13 protein-coding genes are annotated in these 14325 nt (G+C 48.5%); 3 read left to right on the forward strand and 10 right to left on the reverse strand.

Features of this window, described 5'->3' with window-relative positions; genetic code table 11:
* Positions 1-62: 62 nt before the first annotated feature.
* The 5 genes from ACOQPM_RS21305 to ACOQPM_RS21325 all read right to left on the reverse strand — a co-directional run bounded on the left by ACOQPM_RS21305 (position 63) and on the right by ACOQPM_RS21325 (position 4806).
* On the reverse strand, positions 63-2387 hold the full coding sequence (locus ACOQPM_RS21305) for a COR domain-containing protein (RefSeq protein ID WP_420632272.1): 2325 nt from the start codon (positions 2385-2387) through the stop codon (positions 63-65).
* Positions 2388-2529: 142 nt separating this feature from the next.
* Positions 2530-2967: an SRPBCC family protein gene (locus ACOQPM_RS21310; RefSeq protein ID WP_420632273.1), complete on the reverse strand. Its 438-nt coding sequence runs from the start codon at positions 2965-2967 to the stop codon at positions 2530-2532.
* Positions 2960-3472, reverse strand: coding sequence for an SRPBCC family protein (locus tag ACOQPM_RS21315; RefSeq protein WP_420632274.1), 513 nt, complete (start codon positions 3470-3472; stop codon positions 2960-2962). Before ACOQPM_RS21315 ends, ACOQPM_RS21310 begins: the two co-directional genes overlap by 8 nt.
* A gap of 3 nt (positions 3473-3475) precedes the next feature.
* Positions 3476-3670: a hypothetical protein gene (locus tag ACOQPM_RS21320; protein WP_420632275.1), complete on the reverse strand. Its 195-nt coding sequence runs from the start codon at positions 3668-3670 to the stop codon at positions 3476-3478.
* Between the two features lie 137 nt (positions 3671-3807).
* Positions 3808-4806, reverse strand: a complete 999-nt coding sequence (locus ACOQPM_RS21325) for a potassium channel beta subunit family protein (protein ID WP_420632276.1) — start codon at positions 4804-4806, stop codon at positions 3808-3810.
* Positions 4807-5075: 269 nt separating this feature from the next.
* Between ACOQPM_RS21325 and ACOQPM_RS21330 the strand changes: the two genes are divergently transcribed.
* Together ACOQPM_RS21330 and ACOQPM_RS21335 are read left to right on the forward strand one after the other, a co-directional pair.
* Positions 5076-6875 carry an ABC transporter ATP-binding protein gene (locus ACOQPM_RS21330; protein ID WP_420632277.1) on the forward strand — a complete coding sequence of 600 codons (1800 nt, stop codon included), beginning with the start codon at positions 5076-5078 and terminating at the stop codon, positions 6873-6875.
* 81 nt (positions 6876-6956) lie between these two features.
* A complete protein-coding gene (locus ACOQPM_RS21335) occupies positions 6957-8759 on the forward strand; it encodes an ABC transporter ATP-binding protein (protein WP_420632278.1) in 1803 nt (600 codons plus the stop codon).
* On the opposite strand, the gene ACOQPM_RS21340 is transcribed toward ACOQPM_RS21335, so the two are convergent.
* The 3 genes from ACOQPM_RS21340 to ACOQPM_RS21350 all read right to left on the reverse strand — a co-directional run bounded on the left by ACOQPM_RS21340 (position 8756) and on the right by ACOQPM_RS21350 (position 10848).
* Positions 8756-8989 carry a type II toxin-antitoxin system HicA family toxin gene (locus tag ACOQPM_RS21340; RefSeq protein WP_420632279.1) on the reverse strand — a complete coding sequence of 78 codons (234 nt, stop codon included), beginning with the start codon at positions 8987-8989 and terminating at the stop codon, positions 8756-8758. The two genes, ACOQPM_RS21335 and ACOQPM_RS21340, sit on opposite strands and share 4 nt — an antisense overlap.
* On the reverse strand, positions 8982-9239 hold the full coding sequence (locus ACOQPM_RS21345; protein ID WP_420632406.1) for a type II toxin-antitoxin system HicB family antitoxin: 258 nt from the start codon (positions 9237-9239) through the stop codon (positions 8982-8984). Before ACOQPM_RS21345 ends, ACOQPM_RS21340 begins: the two co-directional genes overlap by 8 nt.
* 331 nt (positions 9240-9570) lie before the next feature.
* Positions 9571-10848, reverse strand: a complete 1278-nt coding sequence (locus ACOQPM_RS21350; RefSeq protein ID WP_420632280.1) for a hypothetical protein — start codon at positions 10846-10848, stop codon at positions 9571-9573.
* Between the two features lie 96 nt (positions 10849-10944).
* Between ACOQPM_RS21350 and ACOQPM_RS21355 the strand changes: the two genes are divergently transcribed.
* Positions 10945-11838 (forward strand): alpha/beta hydrolase, encoded by an 894-nt coding sequence (locus tag ACOQPM_RS21355; RefSeq protein WP_420632281.1) that lies wholly within the window; start codon positions 10945-10947, stop codon positions 11836-11838.
* A 184-nt stretch (positions 11839-12022) separates the two neighbouring features.
* Here ACOQPM_RS21355 and ACOQPM_RS21360 read toward each other — a convergent pair whose 3' ends face one another.
* Positions 12023-13354, reverse strand: coding sequence for an integrin alpha (locus ACOQPM_RS21360; RefSeq protein WP_420632282.1), 1332 nt, complete (start codon positions 13352-13354; stop codon positions 12023-12025).
* 63 nt (positions 13355-13417) lie between these two features.
* On the reverse strand, positions 13418-14311 hold the full coding sequence (locus ACOQPM_RS21365) for a helix-turn-helix domain-containing protein (protein ID WP_420632283.1): 894 nt from the start codon (positions 14309-14311) through the stop codon (positions 13418-13420).
* Positions 14312-14325 lie beyond the last annotated feature (14 nt).

Raw genomic sequence — 14325 nt, forward strand, 5'->3', positions numbered from 1 at the left:
TCCTGAAATTGTTCAAATTATTGATACACCTTACTGTAGTCTAATTTAATCCTCATTATAATTTAAGTTAGATTGTGCCAATTAATGTTTGGACGCTTCTTAATACACAAATCAACCAATTCACCCAATCGCCCCCTGCGATTCAAATAGTTTATTAGCTCTTCTGCATACCGACTAAATGTAGAAGCGTCTAATTCTTCAAAATCTATATCCAGATGAAAACACATTGATTTTAATTCATTCATGTTGAAGCTTTTTTTGAAAGTAACTAAGAAATCATTCAATTTACGAGCTTGTGGTATTTCAACGCCTTTAAGAATTTTATCAACGTAAATGATTGCACCAGATTGAGGATGCTTAAAAGTATTAATATTATGTTTTTCTAATACTAATAATTCGCGATAAGTTATTGAATGCTCTGGGAAGTCTGGGATAGGTATTGCCTCCTCAATTTGCAACTTGTCAAAAGATTCATTTATTCCTCTAAATTCTGCTCGAATTATTGCTAGCAAATTTATTCTTGCTCGGGAATCGCCGACTATCGAAATCTCAACTTTATTGCCACTATTTATACTTATAATTGCTTGAGCATTCTCATGTTTTATTGCAATTCCGTTTCTCCAAAGAATGTTATTTAACAAATACTTATGCATTCGAACGATAAATCTTGGCAAAATACTGCTCGGCAATGAATCATACAAAATTTGGAAATCAAGACTAGGTCCATATTTCCATCTATATTGGGGGGGTGATTTCGGGAGTAAATCTGGGATTAAATATAAAAATGGATCATCAACAAATGGAATGCAAAGGTGAAACCTTCTCATAATATTTAGTAAAAACATATGTTTATGAGTTGGGTATTTCGAAGTATCTAAAATTGATTCTAAATCCAGTAAATTTAGAATCCCTCTATTTCGTCTTATAAAAGTTGATGTCAAAATTTGATATATTCCAAAAGTCACCCATTGCGGTTTTAGGACACTGGTGTCTTCTAATCGGCGATCATCTTGAAAATTTAATATAATCCCTAAATCATTTAAGAAAGCAAGAAGGGTTTTTTGATCTTGAGAATCTAAAACTCCCATTGTGTTACATAATCTTATATAATCCTGATACGGAATAAAGTCCTCTCGTTCCTGAATAGATTCCAGGCGATCTTTTATCGAAAGCCAGCTACTTGGCACACTATCATGAATATGTGGAATGCGAGAAACAACTTTTTGAATCTCTTTATACAATCTATTAATACCCGTATTCTTTGAGCATGAAGTCTGAATATAAGATTGTATGCTTGGATGTTCGTTCCTCAATTTATTAAAGTATCGGGTGTTTTTCCAAAAACTTCCTTTATCACTTTTATTGAAAACTATGATTACAGGAGCATCTTCTCCAAAACTTTCAATGAGCCTAAGCCAATATAGTATTCTAGCTATTGACCTTTTGCTTGTGCCATCAACAACTAATAAGTATAAGCTTCTTTTTGTTAGGAAAAATTGATGAGTACCATGATAAATTTCCTGTCCACCAAAATCCCAAACATTTAACCTAATTTTAATTTCTTGATCTTCATTACTTTTTTTCAAAATTGGAATGAACCAAGAATTGATAGCTAAACCAGGAGTTATTTTCTCATTAACATCAAATGTGTTTGAGATTAACCGTCTTACAATCGAGGTTTTACCAACACGTCCATCTCCCACAAGAATCATTTTTGCTTCTCGTAATGGCAAGCTCTCTTCACCTAATGATTGAAAGTAATATCGAAAAATCAAATCAGGCTGGTGAGCATATTTAAGAATCTCAGGGGGGATTCTCAATTCTGAATTCCCTTCTAAAAACAATGCTTGTAGATTGAATAACATCCTTATTTCAGGTGTAATCTCAGTAATATTATTATTTCTTAAATCAAGTTGCTGCAAATTAACAAGTTTTGAAATCGAGTTAGGCAATTTTGTGAGTTTGTTATTGTTTAAGAAGAATTTTGTGAGATTTGTTAATCTCTCAATTGATGTTGGAATATCTTCAATTTGATTATTTCCAATATCCAATTCTCTTAATTTAGATATATTTCCGATCTCATTGGGCAGTTTAGTCAACTTATTATTCATTAATCTTAAACTTGCCAAATTCATTAGTTTACCCATTTCGGGAGGCAGTATTGTTATTTCATTATCATTGAGTTCCAAAATTTTAAGATTTTGAAGGTTTTCAATTTCTGGTGGCACAGATAACAAACTATTCCCATTAAGATTTAATTCCTCCAAATATTTTAGTTTACCAATTTCTGGAGGTAAAGAATTAATTCCTCGCCCTGACAAACCAAGGCGTCTAGTTTTGCTTCGGTATGCATCGTCAATTATTGCAGCAAGCTTGTATTCATTCATAAAGACCTTTTTGAGCAAGAAACACTACTAATTGAACCAAATAAACTTCAGAATTTTATACAATATTTAACCCGGTGTTTCAACACTTCTTCAATCGACTAATTTCCACTAAAGTGAAAATTGAATTGCATAAGCCACTTTCTTATGAAAAGTAAAAGCGCAAAGCATTCAGCCGTATTTGTGTCTCTCGCCGCAGCATTTGGTTCATGAGGTATTCTAAAAGTTTTGGTCGGGCGCGAAAAAAGTAAATGCAGGTGACCTGAGAACGATTTTCACCATGCGGTTTTTGGCGAATGGTGGCAGCAAAATGGTCAAAAAATGGGGGATTGTTCGTGAGAGAAACGGCCGCAACGCGCCCAGGCTCAAACCGTACATACTCCGTCTCCATTGGCAAAAACAACCCCTGCCACGTGCCCACGCACAATGAGCGAACCCCCACCCCCGCTTCTGTCGCCCCATCCAGCAAACACGCTTTGCTGAGTAGCGTATCCCACTCTAGCCGACGGCCGTAATCATGAATGAGATTGAATACGGCCGTACAACTCGCCTCCACCTCAACAGAAACCGACCCTCTAGGCATGACCTGCTTCCCGCTCCGCATTTGCCTTAATGCCGCGCAGCAAATACCGCTGGAACAAGTTCAGCACCTGCCGTACAAGCACAGCCAGAAAAAAGCCCCTGATGCCACACAGCTGGTATTGGCTCGTTAAAAACAGCCGCACACCGCCATCCTGAGGCACAATCTTGTAAGAACCCGATTTCATTTGGAACGGGCCATCAGCCAAATTGAGCAGATAGCCTGCACGGAAGTTAGGGCTGGCCTGAAAAGTGAAGTCGTACTGGGTGTGAGGTTGCCAGGTAATGATGGTTTGGGTGAAAGTACGGCCGTTTGCAAAATACGCCACTCGCCGACCACCCACACCTGGCTTCGTCACCTCGGCATTCAGCGGCTTGGGGATGTCCAGCAGCGCAAAATAGGCAGGATGATCAAAGGCAGCAATGTCCACATCAATCACGTGCTGCCAAACAATCTCTGGCGAGGCTTGGATTTCAGTCGCGTGCGTGATCTCGTACAGCTTCAGCAATGATTACTTTTCCGCTTGATTTTGCGAGCGGAAATGCTCCAAGGCAACATACCACACAACTGCAATAAACATCGGGATCAAAGGCCAAAGCGCAGGTGCCTGTTGCGGCACTGACAATACAATATCCACAACCAGCCACCCCAAAGCCACAAAAAATAACAATCCTGCCGCTACTTCCTGGTTTCCAAATCGCATCATCGTACCTCCTTCATAAAGAAATCATATTGCATATTCCGTGATTTTCTACCCAATACGCAATATGAATTTTCATCCATCGGCTCTTTCTCAAGGTGACAGTCATTTTCAAAAATGACTGTCACCTAACCACAATCGTTTTACTGGAAATCCATTGGTTGGGGCTTGTTGTCTAGAACAGCTTCGATTTTTTCCATCACGTCATCCGTTAGCTGCGGCACAATGTCCAGTGCCTTCATGTTTTCTTCTACCTGCGACACTTTGGATGCCCCGGTGATGACGGTGCTTACGTTAGGGTTCTTGAGACACCAGGCGATGGCCAGCTTGGGCATGGTTGTGCCTAGCTCTTCGGCAATCGGCACCAGTTTCTGGACAGATTGCAGCCGCTTTTGCCCTTCTTCGCTTTCTAACATGCTGCGGAGCCATTCGTAGCCGGGCAGGTTCATGCGGGAATCCTCGGGGATGCCGTTGTTGTATTTGCCAGTGAGCAAACCAGAGGCCAGCGGCGACCAAATGGTGGTGCCTAAACCGATGGTGTCGTAGAGACGGCCGTATTCCACCTCAAACCGATACCGATGAAACATATGGTACTGGGGCTGCTCCATTGTGGGGGGGATAAGATTATACTGTCGCGCCACGCTATGTGCCTCCATTAGCTGCTGCGCCGACCATTCCGACGTGCCCCAGTAAAACACCTTCTCCCGCTCGATGAGCGTGTTCATGCTGCGAACGACCTCTTCCATCGGCACTTCCGGGTCCGGGCGGTGGCAAAAGTACAAATCCAAATAATCCACCTGCAATCGCTCCAGTGCCTGGTAGCAGGCTTCCATAACGTGCTTGCGGCTCAGGCCGCGCTGGGTGGGCTTGGCATTCTTCACGCTGCCCCACATCACCTTGCTAGAGACAATGTAGCTGTCGCGCCGCCAGCCCAGCTTCTTGAGTGCCGCCCCCATAATCTCTTCCGATTTGCCATGAGCGTAAATTTCGGCATTGTCAAAAAAGTTGACGCCCGCATCGTATGCCGCCGCCATCATTTCGGCAGCCAAATCTACATCTGCCTGGGCACTAAAGGTGACCCAAGAGCCAAACGATAATGCACTGACCTTCAGGCCAGAATTTCCTAATCTGCGATATTCCATGTCACGCTCCTAGTTTATACGTTTTCACCGAGTTTACCGGACGTGCTAGAAAAAATCACCACAAATGGCACGAATCAACGAATGAAACGAATATTTTTTAATTCGTGATATTCGTGATTGGTTTTTCAGTGGTTGACGGCCGTTTCCCACACAGGTAAAATCGCCCGAAAATGATGCCCCGCAGGTACGCGGGGTTTTTTTTGTCGGAAGAAATGCCTGGTTAAAGGTGACAGTCACTTTGAAAGTGACTGTCACCTGAAAACTGAATCATGCTGCAAAAAATTACGCTGCCCTTCAAAGCTTACTGGGATTTGTTAGCCAACTACCTAAAACCACAAAAAAAGCAAGTTTGGTGGCTGGCGTTGCTGTTGACTGTCAGCATCGGTTTGCAGTTGGCAAATCCGCAAATCGTGAAATATTTTATTGATTCTGCCAGCGAACCCGTTGCCACGGGAACGGCCGCTTTCCAGCAAGGGCTCAACAATCTCCTGGGAGCGGCCGTTTTGTTCATGAGCGTGGCCATCGTGCGGCAGGCAATTGCCCTGGCGGCGGTGTACGTGGGTGAAAACGTGGCCTGGACGGCTACCAACGCCTTAAGGGCTGATTTAGCCTTCCATTGCCTGCGACTGGACATGGCCTTCCACAAGCAGCACAAGCCGGGCGAGCTCATCGAGCGGGTGGACGGCGACGTGAACAAGCTAGCCAACTTCTTCTCGCAACTGTTCATCCAGCTTACCAGCAACCTGCTGCTTTACATCGGCGTGATTGTGCTGCTGTGGGTAGTGGATTGGCGAGTGGGCGTGTCGATTACGGCCGTTTCCCTCCTCGGCGTGCTGGCATTGAACTACCTCCGTACCCTCACCGTGCCGCGCTGGGAGGCGTTGCGTAAAACTGAAGCCGATCTGTTCGGCTTTCTGGAAGAGTGGCTCACCGGCACCGAAACGATCCGCACCAACGCAGCCGAGGAATATATTTTGCAAAAGATGCTGCGGCTGGGGCGCGAACGGTGGCTGCGCGTCCGCAGCGCCATCAAAGTGAACGTCTTTGTCTGGAATATGCCGCTGGGCGTCTTTACCCTGGCCTACATCGCCGCCCACATCTTTGGCACTACCCTGTTCCAGGACGGGGCTTTAACGATTGGCGGCATCTACCTCATTTTTTACTATATTGACGTCATTAAAGAACCGCTTTGGCGCATCAATCGCCAGGTAGAAGATTTGCAGCGGGCTGCCGCCAGCATTCGCCGCATCATGGCGCTGCAAGCGGAGCAGCCCACCATGCACGATGGCCCTGGCGTGGACGTGGCCGCTGGCCCGCTGGCCGTCACCTTCGATCAGGTCACCTTTGCCTATGCCGACGATCCGGAAACGATGATTTTGCAGGGCATTGATTTCTACCTCGAACCCGGCACGGTGCTGGGGCTGCTGGGGCGCACCGGCAGCGGCAAAACCACCCTCACCAAGCTACTCTTCCGCTTTTACGACCCCACCGAAGGCGCGATTTTGCTGGGAAACGGTCGTAGCCAGTTCGATTTGCGCGATGCCAAACAGGCAGAACTGCGCCGCCACATCGGTCTCGTCACCCAGGAGGTGCAGCTTTTCCACGCCAGCGTGCGAGACAATTTGACGCTGTTCGACAGTGCCGTCAGCGATGCTCAAATATTGGCGGTGCTAGATGATCTCGGCCTGATGCCCTGGCTAAACAGCCTGCCCAGCGGGCTCGATTCGCCGCTGGAAGCCGACGCCAGCCTCTCCGCTGGCGAAGCGCAGCTACTGGCCTTCGTCCGCGTCTTCCTGGCCGATCCGGGATTGGTGATTATGGATGAAGCCTCCTCGCGGCTAGACCCGGTGACCGAAATGAAGATTGAGCAAGCCATTGACAAGCTGCTGGCGAATCGGACGGGCATCATCGTCGCCCATCGGCTGGCCACCGTGCAGCGCGCCGATGAGATTATGATTTTGGGAAACGGCCGTATTGAGGAATACGGCCGTCGCACCCACCTCGCCGCCGATCCCAACTCCCACTTTGCCCAACTTTTAGTAACAGGGTTAGAGGAGGCGATTACCTAGCAAGACCTAAGTGACAGTCCGGGCGGAACGATCCGGCATCAGAAACACTCTACTGCCCGTGCCTGTCACTTTAACAACCTTATGAATACGCTCACTTATTATTGGCGGCTCATCCGCTACGAACCAAAATATTACGCCGCCGACATCATCACCATTTCGATTCATTTTGCCTTCACCACCGCGCTGGGGCTGATTTTGCGCGCCTTTTTCAACGGCCTCACGGGCGAATCCAGCTTTGCGCTGCCGCTGTGGCCTATCGTCGGGCTACAAATTGCTTACGCCATCATCGTTGCCGTTTCCCAGATGTTGGCGGGCTGGTCCTTCATCAACTTTGAGCATATCTCCTACAATCTGCTCATCCGCAACATGCTGGCGCGGGTGCTGCAAATGCCTGGCTCGCGCCCCCTACCCCAAAATGAAGATGGTACCAGCATGTCCACCGGGCAAGCCGTCAGTACCTTCCGCGACGACACAGATCATTTGCTCATGGCCATCGTAGCCGTGGACGACGTGATTGGGCTGCTCATCAGCGCGGGCATTTCGGTGACGATCATGCTGCAAATTAGCGTCCCGGTAACGCTGGGCACCTTTGTGCCGCTGCTGATTGTGGTGGGCATTGCCCAGCGGCTGGGGGAACGCGCCAAGCGGTATCGCAAAGCCAGCCGCCAGGCCACCAGCCAGGTCACGGGCATGATTGCCGATATGTTCAACAGCACCCAGGCGCTCAAGGTGGCCAATGCCGAGGCGCGGGTGATTGATCGCTTCCGCGAAATCAACGAGCAGCGCAAACAGACGATGGTGCGCGACAAGCTGATTGTTCAACTGGTAGATGCCCTCAGCACGGGCACCATTGAAGTTGGGATGGGGCTTATTTTGCTGCTGGCGGCGCGGGAAATGTATGTTGGCACGTTTACGCTGGGCGATTTTGCCTTGTTTGCGGCCTACATCTGGCCCGTTACGCAGCTATTCCGCATCTTTAGCCGGATGATTACTGGCTACAAGCAGGCGGGCATCTCTACACAGCGCATGGAAACAATGATGCAGGGTGCGCCAGTTGGCGAGGTTGTTGCGCCCCAAAAGCTGCATCTGGATGGCAAGCTGCCGCCACTGCTACAAACACCCAAAACGGCCGTTCACATCCTACAAACCCTGCATGTCAAAAATCTCAACTTCACTTACCCTGGCAGCGAAAACGGCATCCACGACATCAATTTATCACTGAGTGCAGGGCAGTTTGTGGTTATCACAGGGCGCATCGGCGCAGGCAAGACGACGCTGCTCAAGGTGCTGCTGGGGCTGCTCCCAGCAGACAGTGGCGAGATTGTGTGGAACGGCCGTTCCGTCCCAGACCCCGCCACGTTTATGATTCCACCCAGGGTAGCCACCACCATGCAAATCCCGCGCCTGTTCAGCGAGTCGATTCGGGACAACATGTTGCTGGGCTTGCCGGAAGGTGCAGTGGATGTGATGGGAGCGGTGCAGACGGCCGTTTTCGAGCAAGATTTAGCCGACATGGAGCAAGGGCTAGACACCATCGTCGGGCCGCGCGGCCAACGACTGTCTGGTGGACAAGCCCAACGTGTAGCCGCCGCCCGCATGTTTGTGCGCCAGCCGGAGCTGCTGGTTTTTGATGATTTGTCGAGCGCGCTGGATGTGGAGACGGAGAAGGTTCTGTGGGAACGTGTTTTTAACGCAAAGGCGCGAAGTGGCAAAGGAAGCAAAGAAAGGCAGACTTGTTTGGTTGTGAGCCACCGTCGGGCAGCTTTGCGGCGGGCAGGTCATGTGATTGTGTTGCGGGACGGCCGTATCGAGGACGAAGGCACATTAGAAGACCTGTTGGCTCGCTGTGAAGAAATGCAGCAGTTATGGCAGATGGAAAATTAACCTAAATTGTTCCACTCATCTGGGGAGATTTCCCGCTGCAAAATGCCTTCCACTTCTTTCAACATAAACCGGAGTTGAGGTACAGAATATTCAGAATTTGAGGGAATTGCCAAGCGGTGATTTTCCAGAAGCATAAATTGGTGGCGAGTGCCAGAAAATGGCCCCTCGAACCCAAGTCGCCGCAATCTCTTGATGAATTTACGGCGTTTGCAAGGTGCCCATTTACCCATGAACCAGTTCCTGGTTGAGGTCAATATTGGCGATAACTGGCAAATGATGACCCAATTTAAGACCTACGAGTAACCAGTCCTCTAGCACGGAGTGCAGTTCTTGTTCACATTGGCGAAGCGTTTTGGCAAAGGCAACGACGCCAGGGCATTCCGGGATTTTCCCAGCAAAAGTATCATCTTCCAACTTGTCATAATGTGCTCGCGCCAATGCCTGATCAACATAATCGGTTAAAATAAATTTAGCTTCCATCATCGGTCTCCAATAACTTTAGCACCAAAGTTAGGCCGATTATAACATAGTGAGTGGCACAAGATATTGGGAGGACGTTAATATTTTTGATGCCGTATCGAGGATGAAGGTACACTGGAAGAATTGCTGGGTCGTTGTGAAGAAATGCAGCAGTTGTGGCAAATAGAAACGGCCGTGGATTAGCCGAAGCCCTCAATTGTCATTTTGAGCGCAGCGAAAAATCTCGCTCAACCTCATTTGAAAGCCACTTTCCTTTGCGCCAGATTTGTGCAGTTGTAAGATGCGTGGGATGCTTTACCAAAGACTATCCTGAGCAAAGGAAATTGGTTCTTTACAACGGCACGATTTCGGAAATTATGCCTGTTTTGGTTATTTTTCGTCTTGTTTCAAACTCTCCAAAACATTCAACAACATCAATCCATTCGATGTTATTGAAGTTGATTTCTGCCCACATTTTTTGTTCAATTTTTGTACTAAAAATGTACTTTTTTGTCAGCTTGCCTGTCCTCTTGCTCGGTTTAGTTATATAGCCAGAAAACTTTACAATATTAACGTTAGGTAAATAACCAAAAGCCTCTCCAATCATTCGGAAAGTAATCGAATGTAAATGTGTAACATAATCCTTTCTTTTTGCTGAATCACTTTGAGTGAGCGGCCAATCCATAATTAACGGATAATTGACATCTATTACAATAGTTAAATCTTCTTCAACAGAAATAGAGATGTTTACTGGTAAAGGAAAAACCAATGAATTTAGCTTCGTAGTTATGAAATGTGCTATTGCGCCTGGCTCACCAGCTTGGATGTTTTCTATTATTAAACTTTCTTTACTATCGAATTCTTCTTTTTGTTCATTCCATTTCACCATTCGGGCTTGGTAGTTCGCAACCTCTTTTTCATAAAGTTCTTTCGCCTGCTCATTTGATTCTTCCCAATCCTTTAATTTCATCTCATATTTTTGCAGTCTTTCTTGGTATTCATCCTCTAACTTTTGTCTAAGCGGCCTAAATAATTTAGTCACCACACTACCTTCACGCTTAGTTGGTTTGGTTGGCTCGATCTGATCAATTTGATAAGTTAAGGAAGGGGCATTAGGTTTTGGCACTGGGAACCGTTTTGGGGGGATAATAAACTCATTAGCAGCCTCTGGCGTTTGATAATGTACTGTTTTTAATTCTTCTAACGAGGAAGCAATTTCATCTTTTCTTTCCTTAATGAACAGTTGTGCTTGAACCTTTACATTATCAAGTTGGGAAAGCAAATCGTCAATAGAGTGTTTCAATCTTTCATAAGGTGCAATTGTTGAATCCTTTTCTCGTCTTAAATTGCGTTTTGCCTCCGCCCGTACTTGACCAGCCAGCTTCTTCTTACCAAGGATTTGAAGTGCGGCTGATGATCCCGACCCAGCACCTGAACTTTTTTGTCGGTAATGAGCACGAAGTTCTTTGATATCAAGGTTAATATCCTTTTTTATTTGCCTGAGTTGTTTTTGAGCCTCTCGTGCTTGTTTTTGTGCTACTTTAGCTTCCTCAATATTTGATATGCTGAATGCTATGTTGGTAAGACCAAGTTCATTTAGTTTATGAGTATAGTATTCAGGTGAATTCATTTGCTTGTCCTTAAGTTCAAGAAACGCTAAAACAACGATGCACTGCTTTCAAATGACCGAGAAAATGAGTGCATAAATAATAGCATATCCATCCTTATGATTGAATATTTAATTTTGCTTACGGCCGTTCTCACCCTCCTCCTCATCCTAATCATCTACGAAACCAAAAGGCGGCGTGCAGAACTTCTTGCAACTGTTGAGGTTGTCACCCTACCTAATTTTGCTTCCAAGCATTTGGGCAACAGCCGGGAGATTACTGTTTTTTTGCCGCCGGGCTACGCACAAGCAGCCAACCGCCGCTACCCCACCCTCTACGTTAACGACGGGCAGGATCAGGAAGCGTTGCAACTTCGGGAGACGCTGGCCAAGCTGTGCCAGCGGCGGCAGATTCGGCCCATCATTGTGGTGGCGGTGCCAACCAACGAAGACCGGCTGCAGGAGTACGGCACGGCCGTTTGCCCCAACGCGCAAAATTTAGGAACGAAGGCTGGCGAGTACGGCCGTTTCTTCACCGCCGAACTGATGCCCGCCATCAACCAACAGTTCCGCACCAGCCAGAATCCGGCTGAGATTGGCATTTTTGGCGTCTCGCTGGGGGGCTTGTCTGCCTTCGACATTGCCTGGAACCAGCCAGAGCTGTTTGGCATTGTCGGAGTTATGTCTGGCTCTTTTTGGTGGCGGGCGGCTGAAGATGAAACAAAGATGCCGCCCAACCAGCTCATCGCCCACGAAATGGTGAAACAAACGGCCGAAAAGCCTGCGCTGCGCCTTTGGTTTGAAGCCGCCACCCAGGACGAAGCCAGCGACCGAGACAACAATGGCGTTATTGATGCCATCCAGGACACGCTAGAGCTAATTGATGAGCTAGAAAAAATTGGCTTTCGGCGGGGCGAAGAGGTTGTCTACGTGGAAGTGCCAGGGGGGCGGCACAATTACGACACCTGGGCGCAGGTTTTTCCTCATTTCCTGCGCTGGGCGTTTGGTAAATAGAATTGTCACAGAGAGCACAGAGGTTTATGAGATTAGGACTTACGCGGTAAAGACTACAAAAGTCTTACTCTGTCTGGAATTAACATCATTTGACCCAAGACTTTTGTAGTCTAGTAAGGGCAAGTGCGTACGGCCTAGAGATTTTGATTTCTCTTTTTGCTCTGTGTCCTCTGTGGCATTTGTTTTAGCGTGTGCGGACGGGCTGGTTTTGTCCACCAGCAACCACAAAGACGCGGCCAATGTCTAGGCCAAAGAAGTTATTGCCTACGGCCGTTCCCACAAAGTCCATCTGCCCATCCCCGTCAATATCATCCAGCGGAATGGCATCTACGCCCAGGTTGTCGCCTGCAATGTTGCCCGTGATGGTTTGTACCACCTGGGCGGCGCGTGAGCCGTTACCAGAGATGACCAGCACCTGCCCACCAGCAGCCGAGGCTGCGCTGGACGTCCAGGCGCCAATCACCAAATCACCGTAGCCATCGCCCGTGAAGTCAGCCGAGGCGCGGCCAGGGCCAAAGCCGCCACCTGGTTCCCGGCCATTCAACGTTACCAAACGACGGCCGTCTGCCCCAGAGAAGACAAAGGCATTGCCAGTGCCGGGATTGCCGTCCACCGTAGCGGCATAATCGGCCACAAAGATGTCCGGTGTGCCATCCGCGTTGTAATCCCCTGCGCCAGAGGCAAAGAATTGGCCAAAGACCACCGCATCTTCCGGCACTTTGGGCGTGAGCGTGTAGATAAAGCTGCCATCTGCACCGGAGAACACATAGGCTTCGCCGCCGTTAAATGGCCCTGCGTTCATCGCACCCATCACCTGATCCGGCACGCCGTCGCCCGTCACATCACCCACCAGGCCAGTGCCGCTGCCCAACTGGGCATTGGCCACCGGGCCATCCTGCCGCCACAGCAATGCGCCATCGGCACCAGAAAACAGGTAGGCAGCGCCAGAAGCATCTGCATTGGCAAATCGCGCCCCAACGATGATGTCCGCGTGTCCGTCGCCGTTTACATCACCCGCGCCAGAAACGGCCGAACCAAACCAGTCGCCCCCTTCGCCATCCAGACGCAGCAGCAAGCTATGGTCTGCCCCTGAATAAACTTCAGCGTAGCTACCAATGATGGCACCCGCCACGTAATCTGGTACGCCATCACCATTCACGTCACCAGCCGTATTGGCGCTGTAGCCAAAAATGGCACCGCTGCTTCCCGTAATGGTATGCAGCAAAGTGCCATCGGCTCCGTTGTAAATGTAGACTTTGCCTGCCGGGGTTCCAGCACCGTCAATGTAAAAAGGGGCAGTGGTAAGCAAATCACCAATGCCATCCCCAGTAATATCGCCCAAATCCATCGAAATCCAGCCAAACGCATCGGCCAACTGCTCACCATCCAGTTGGTACAATATGTTGGCATCTGGCTCGGCGATACGGCCGTTGGCCGCAGCACCAATTGCCAATGTAATCAGCAAAAGCAGAGCCGCGCTCAAGCTGGCAACTGTAAACAATCTTTTTCTCGTCATTGTGTAACCTCCGTTGTGAAAATGTAAGTGGATTTCACAAACAGGATACGCAATGGCGCAGCTTTAGACTGTCAAAAAATTGCTCATTTTTTGTAACATCAAGGTTGTGGGATTTTGGCGCAGCTTGGAGGGCGGCACGCCAAACGCGCGGCGAAATGCCGCCGAAAAGTGGCTGTGGTTGGCATAGCCCAGAGCCACGCTTAGTTCCATTAAAGAGGTATCGTTGGCCGCAACCAGCTCTAGCGACGCCCGCAAGCGCATCTGGTTGAGGTATTTGTGGATGGTTTGCCCGGTTTGCTGGCGGAAAATGCGGCATAAATGGTACGGGGAGCAGTATAATGCCTTGGCCAGCGTCTCTAGGGTGAGTGGTTCGGCATACCGCGTTGCCAAAATCGCTTTGGCACCGGCAACTAGCTCGGCGTGGCTTCTTTGGGTGGCGATGCTTTTTTGGGGGAACGGCCGTTGCCACCCATACCGAATCTGAATGGCTTCGTGCAAAATTGCCAGCATTTTTTCTTCTACATAAAACAGATCGGGGGGATTTTCCTGGCTAAGTGCCTCAATCAGCAGCCGCTGCTGCAAATAGAGGCTGCTGGTGCTGGGGCCGTGACTAAACAAAAACGGTTCGTTCCAGCGGTCATCCACATGGGGATCAACAGGGCGCAATGCCTCGATGACAACTTGCGGAGCAAAGCCAAACCAGTCGCAAATATCCCCCTTTTCAGACAGCTTGCCTCGTGTGTATCGCTGCCCCTTATTGTAGAACATGACCACATTTGGATCACCCACAACGGTACGCTTACCCACGTGGGTAATGGTGACGCTGGTGCGGGGAAAAACAACGGTCATGCCCCGGATGGGGCCAGTATCGGGAAACTGCGGATGCCAGGGGGGGCAAACAAAGCGACCAATCTGGCCGATACGGCCGTTGTACAAAAGCGTATCGAAGGAATCCATGCTATACCTCACCA

Source organism: Candidatus Leptofilum sp. (assembly GCF_965223525.1).
GTDB lineage: Bacteria > Chloroflexota > Anaerolineae > Promineifilales > Promineifilaceae > Leptofilum.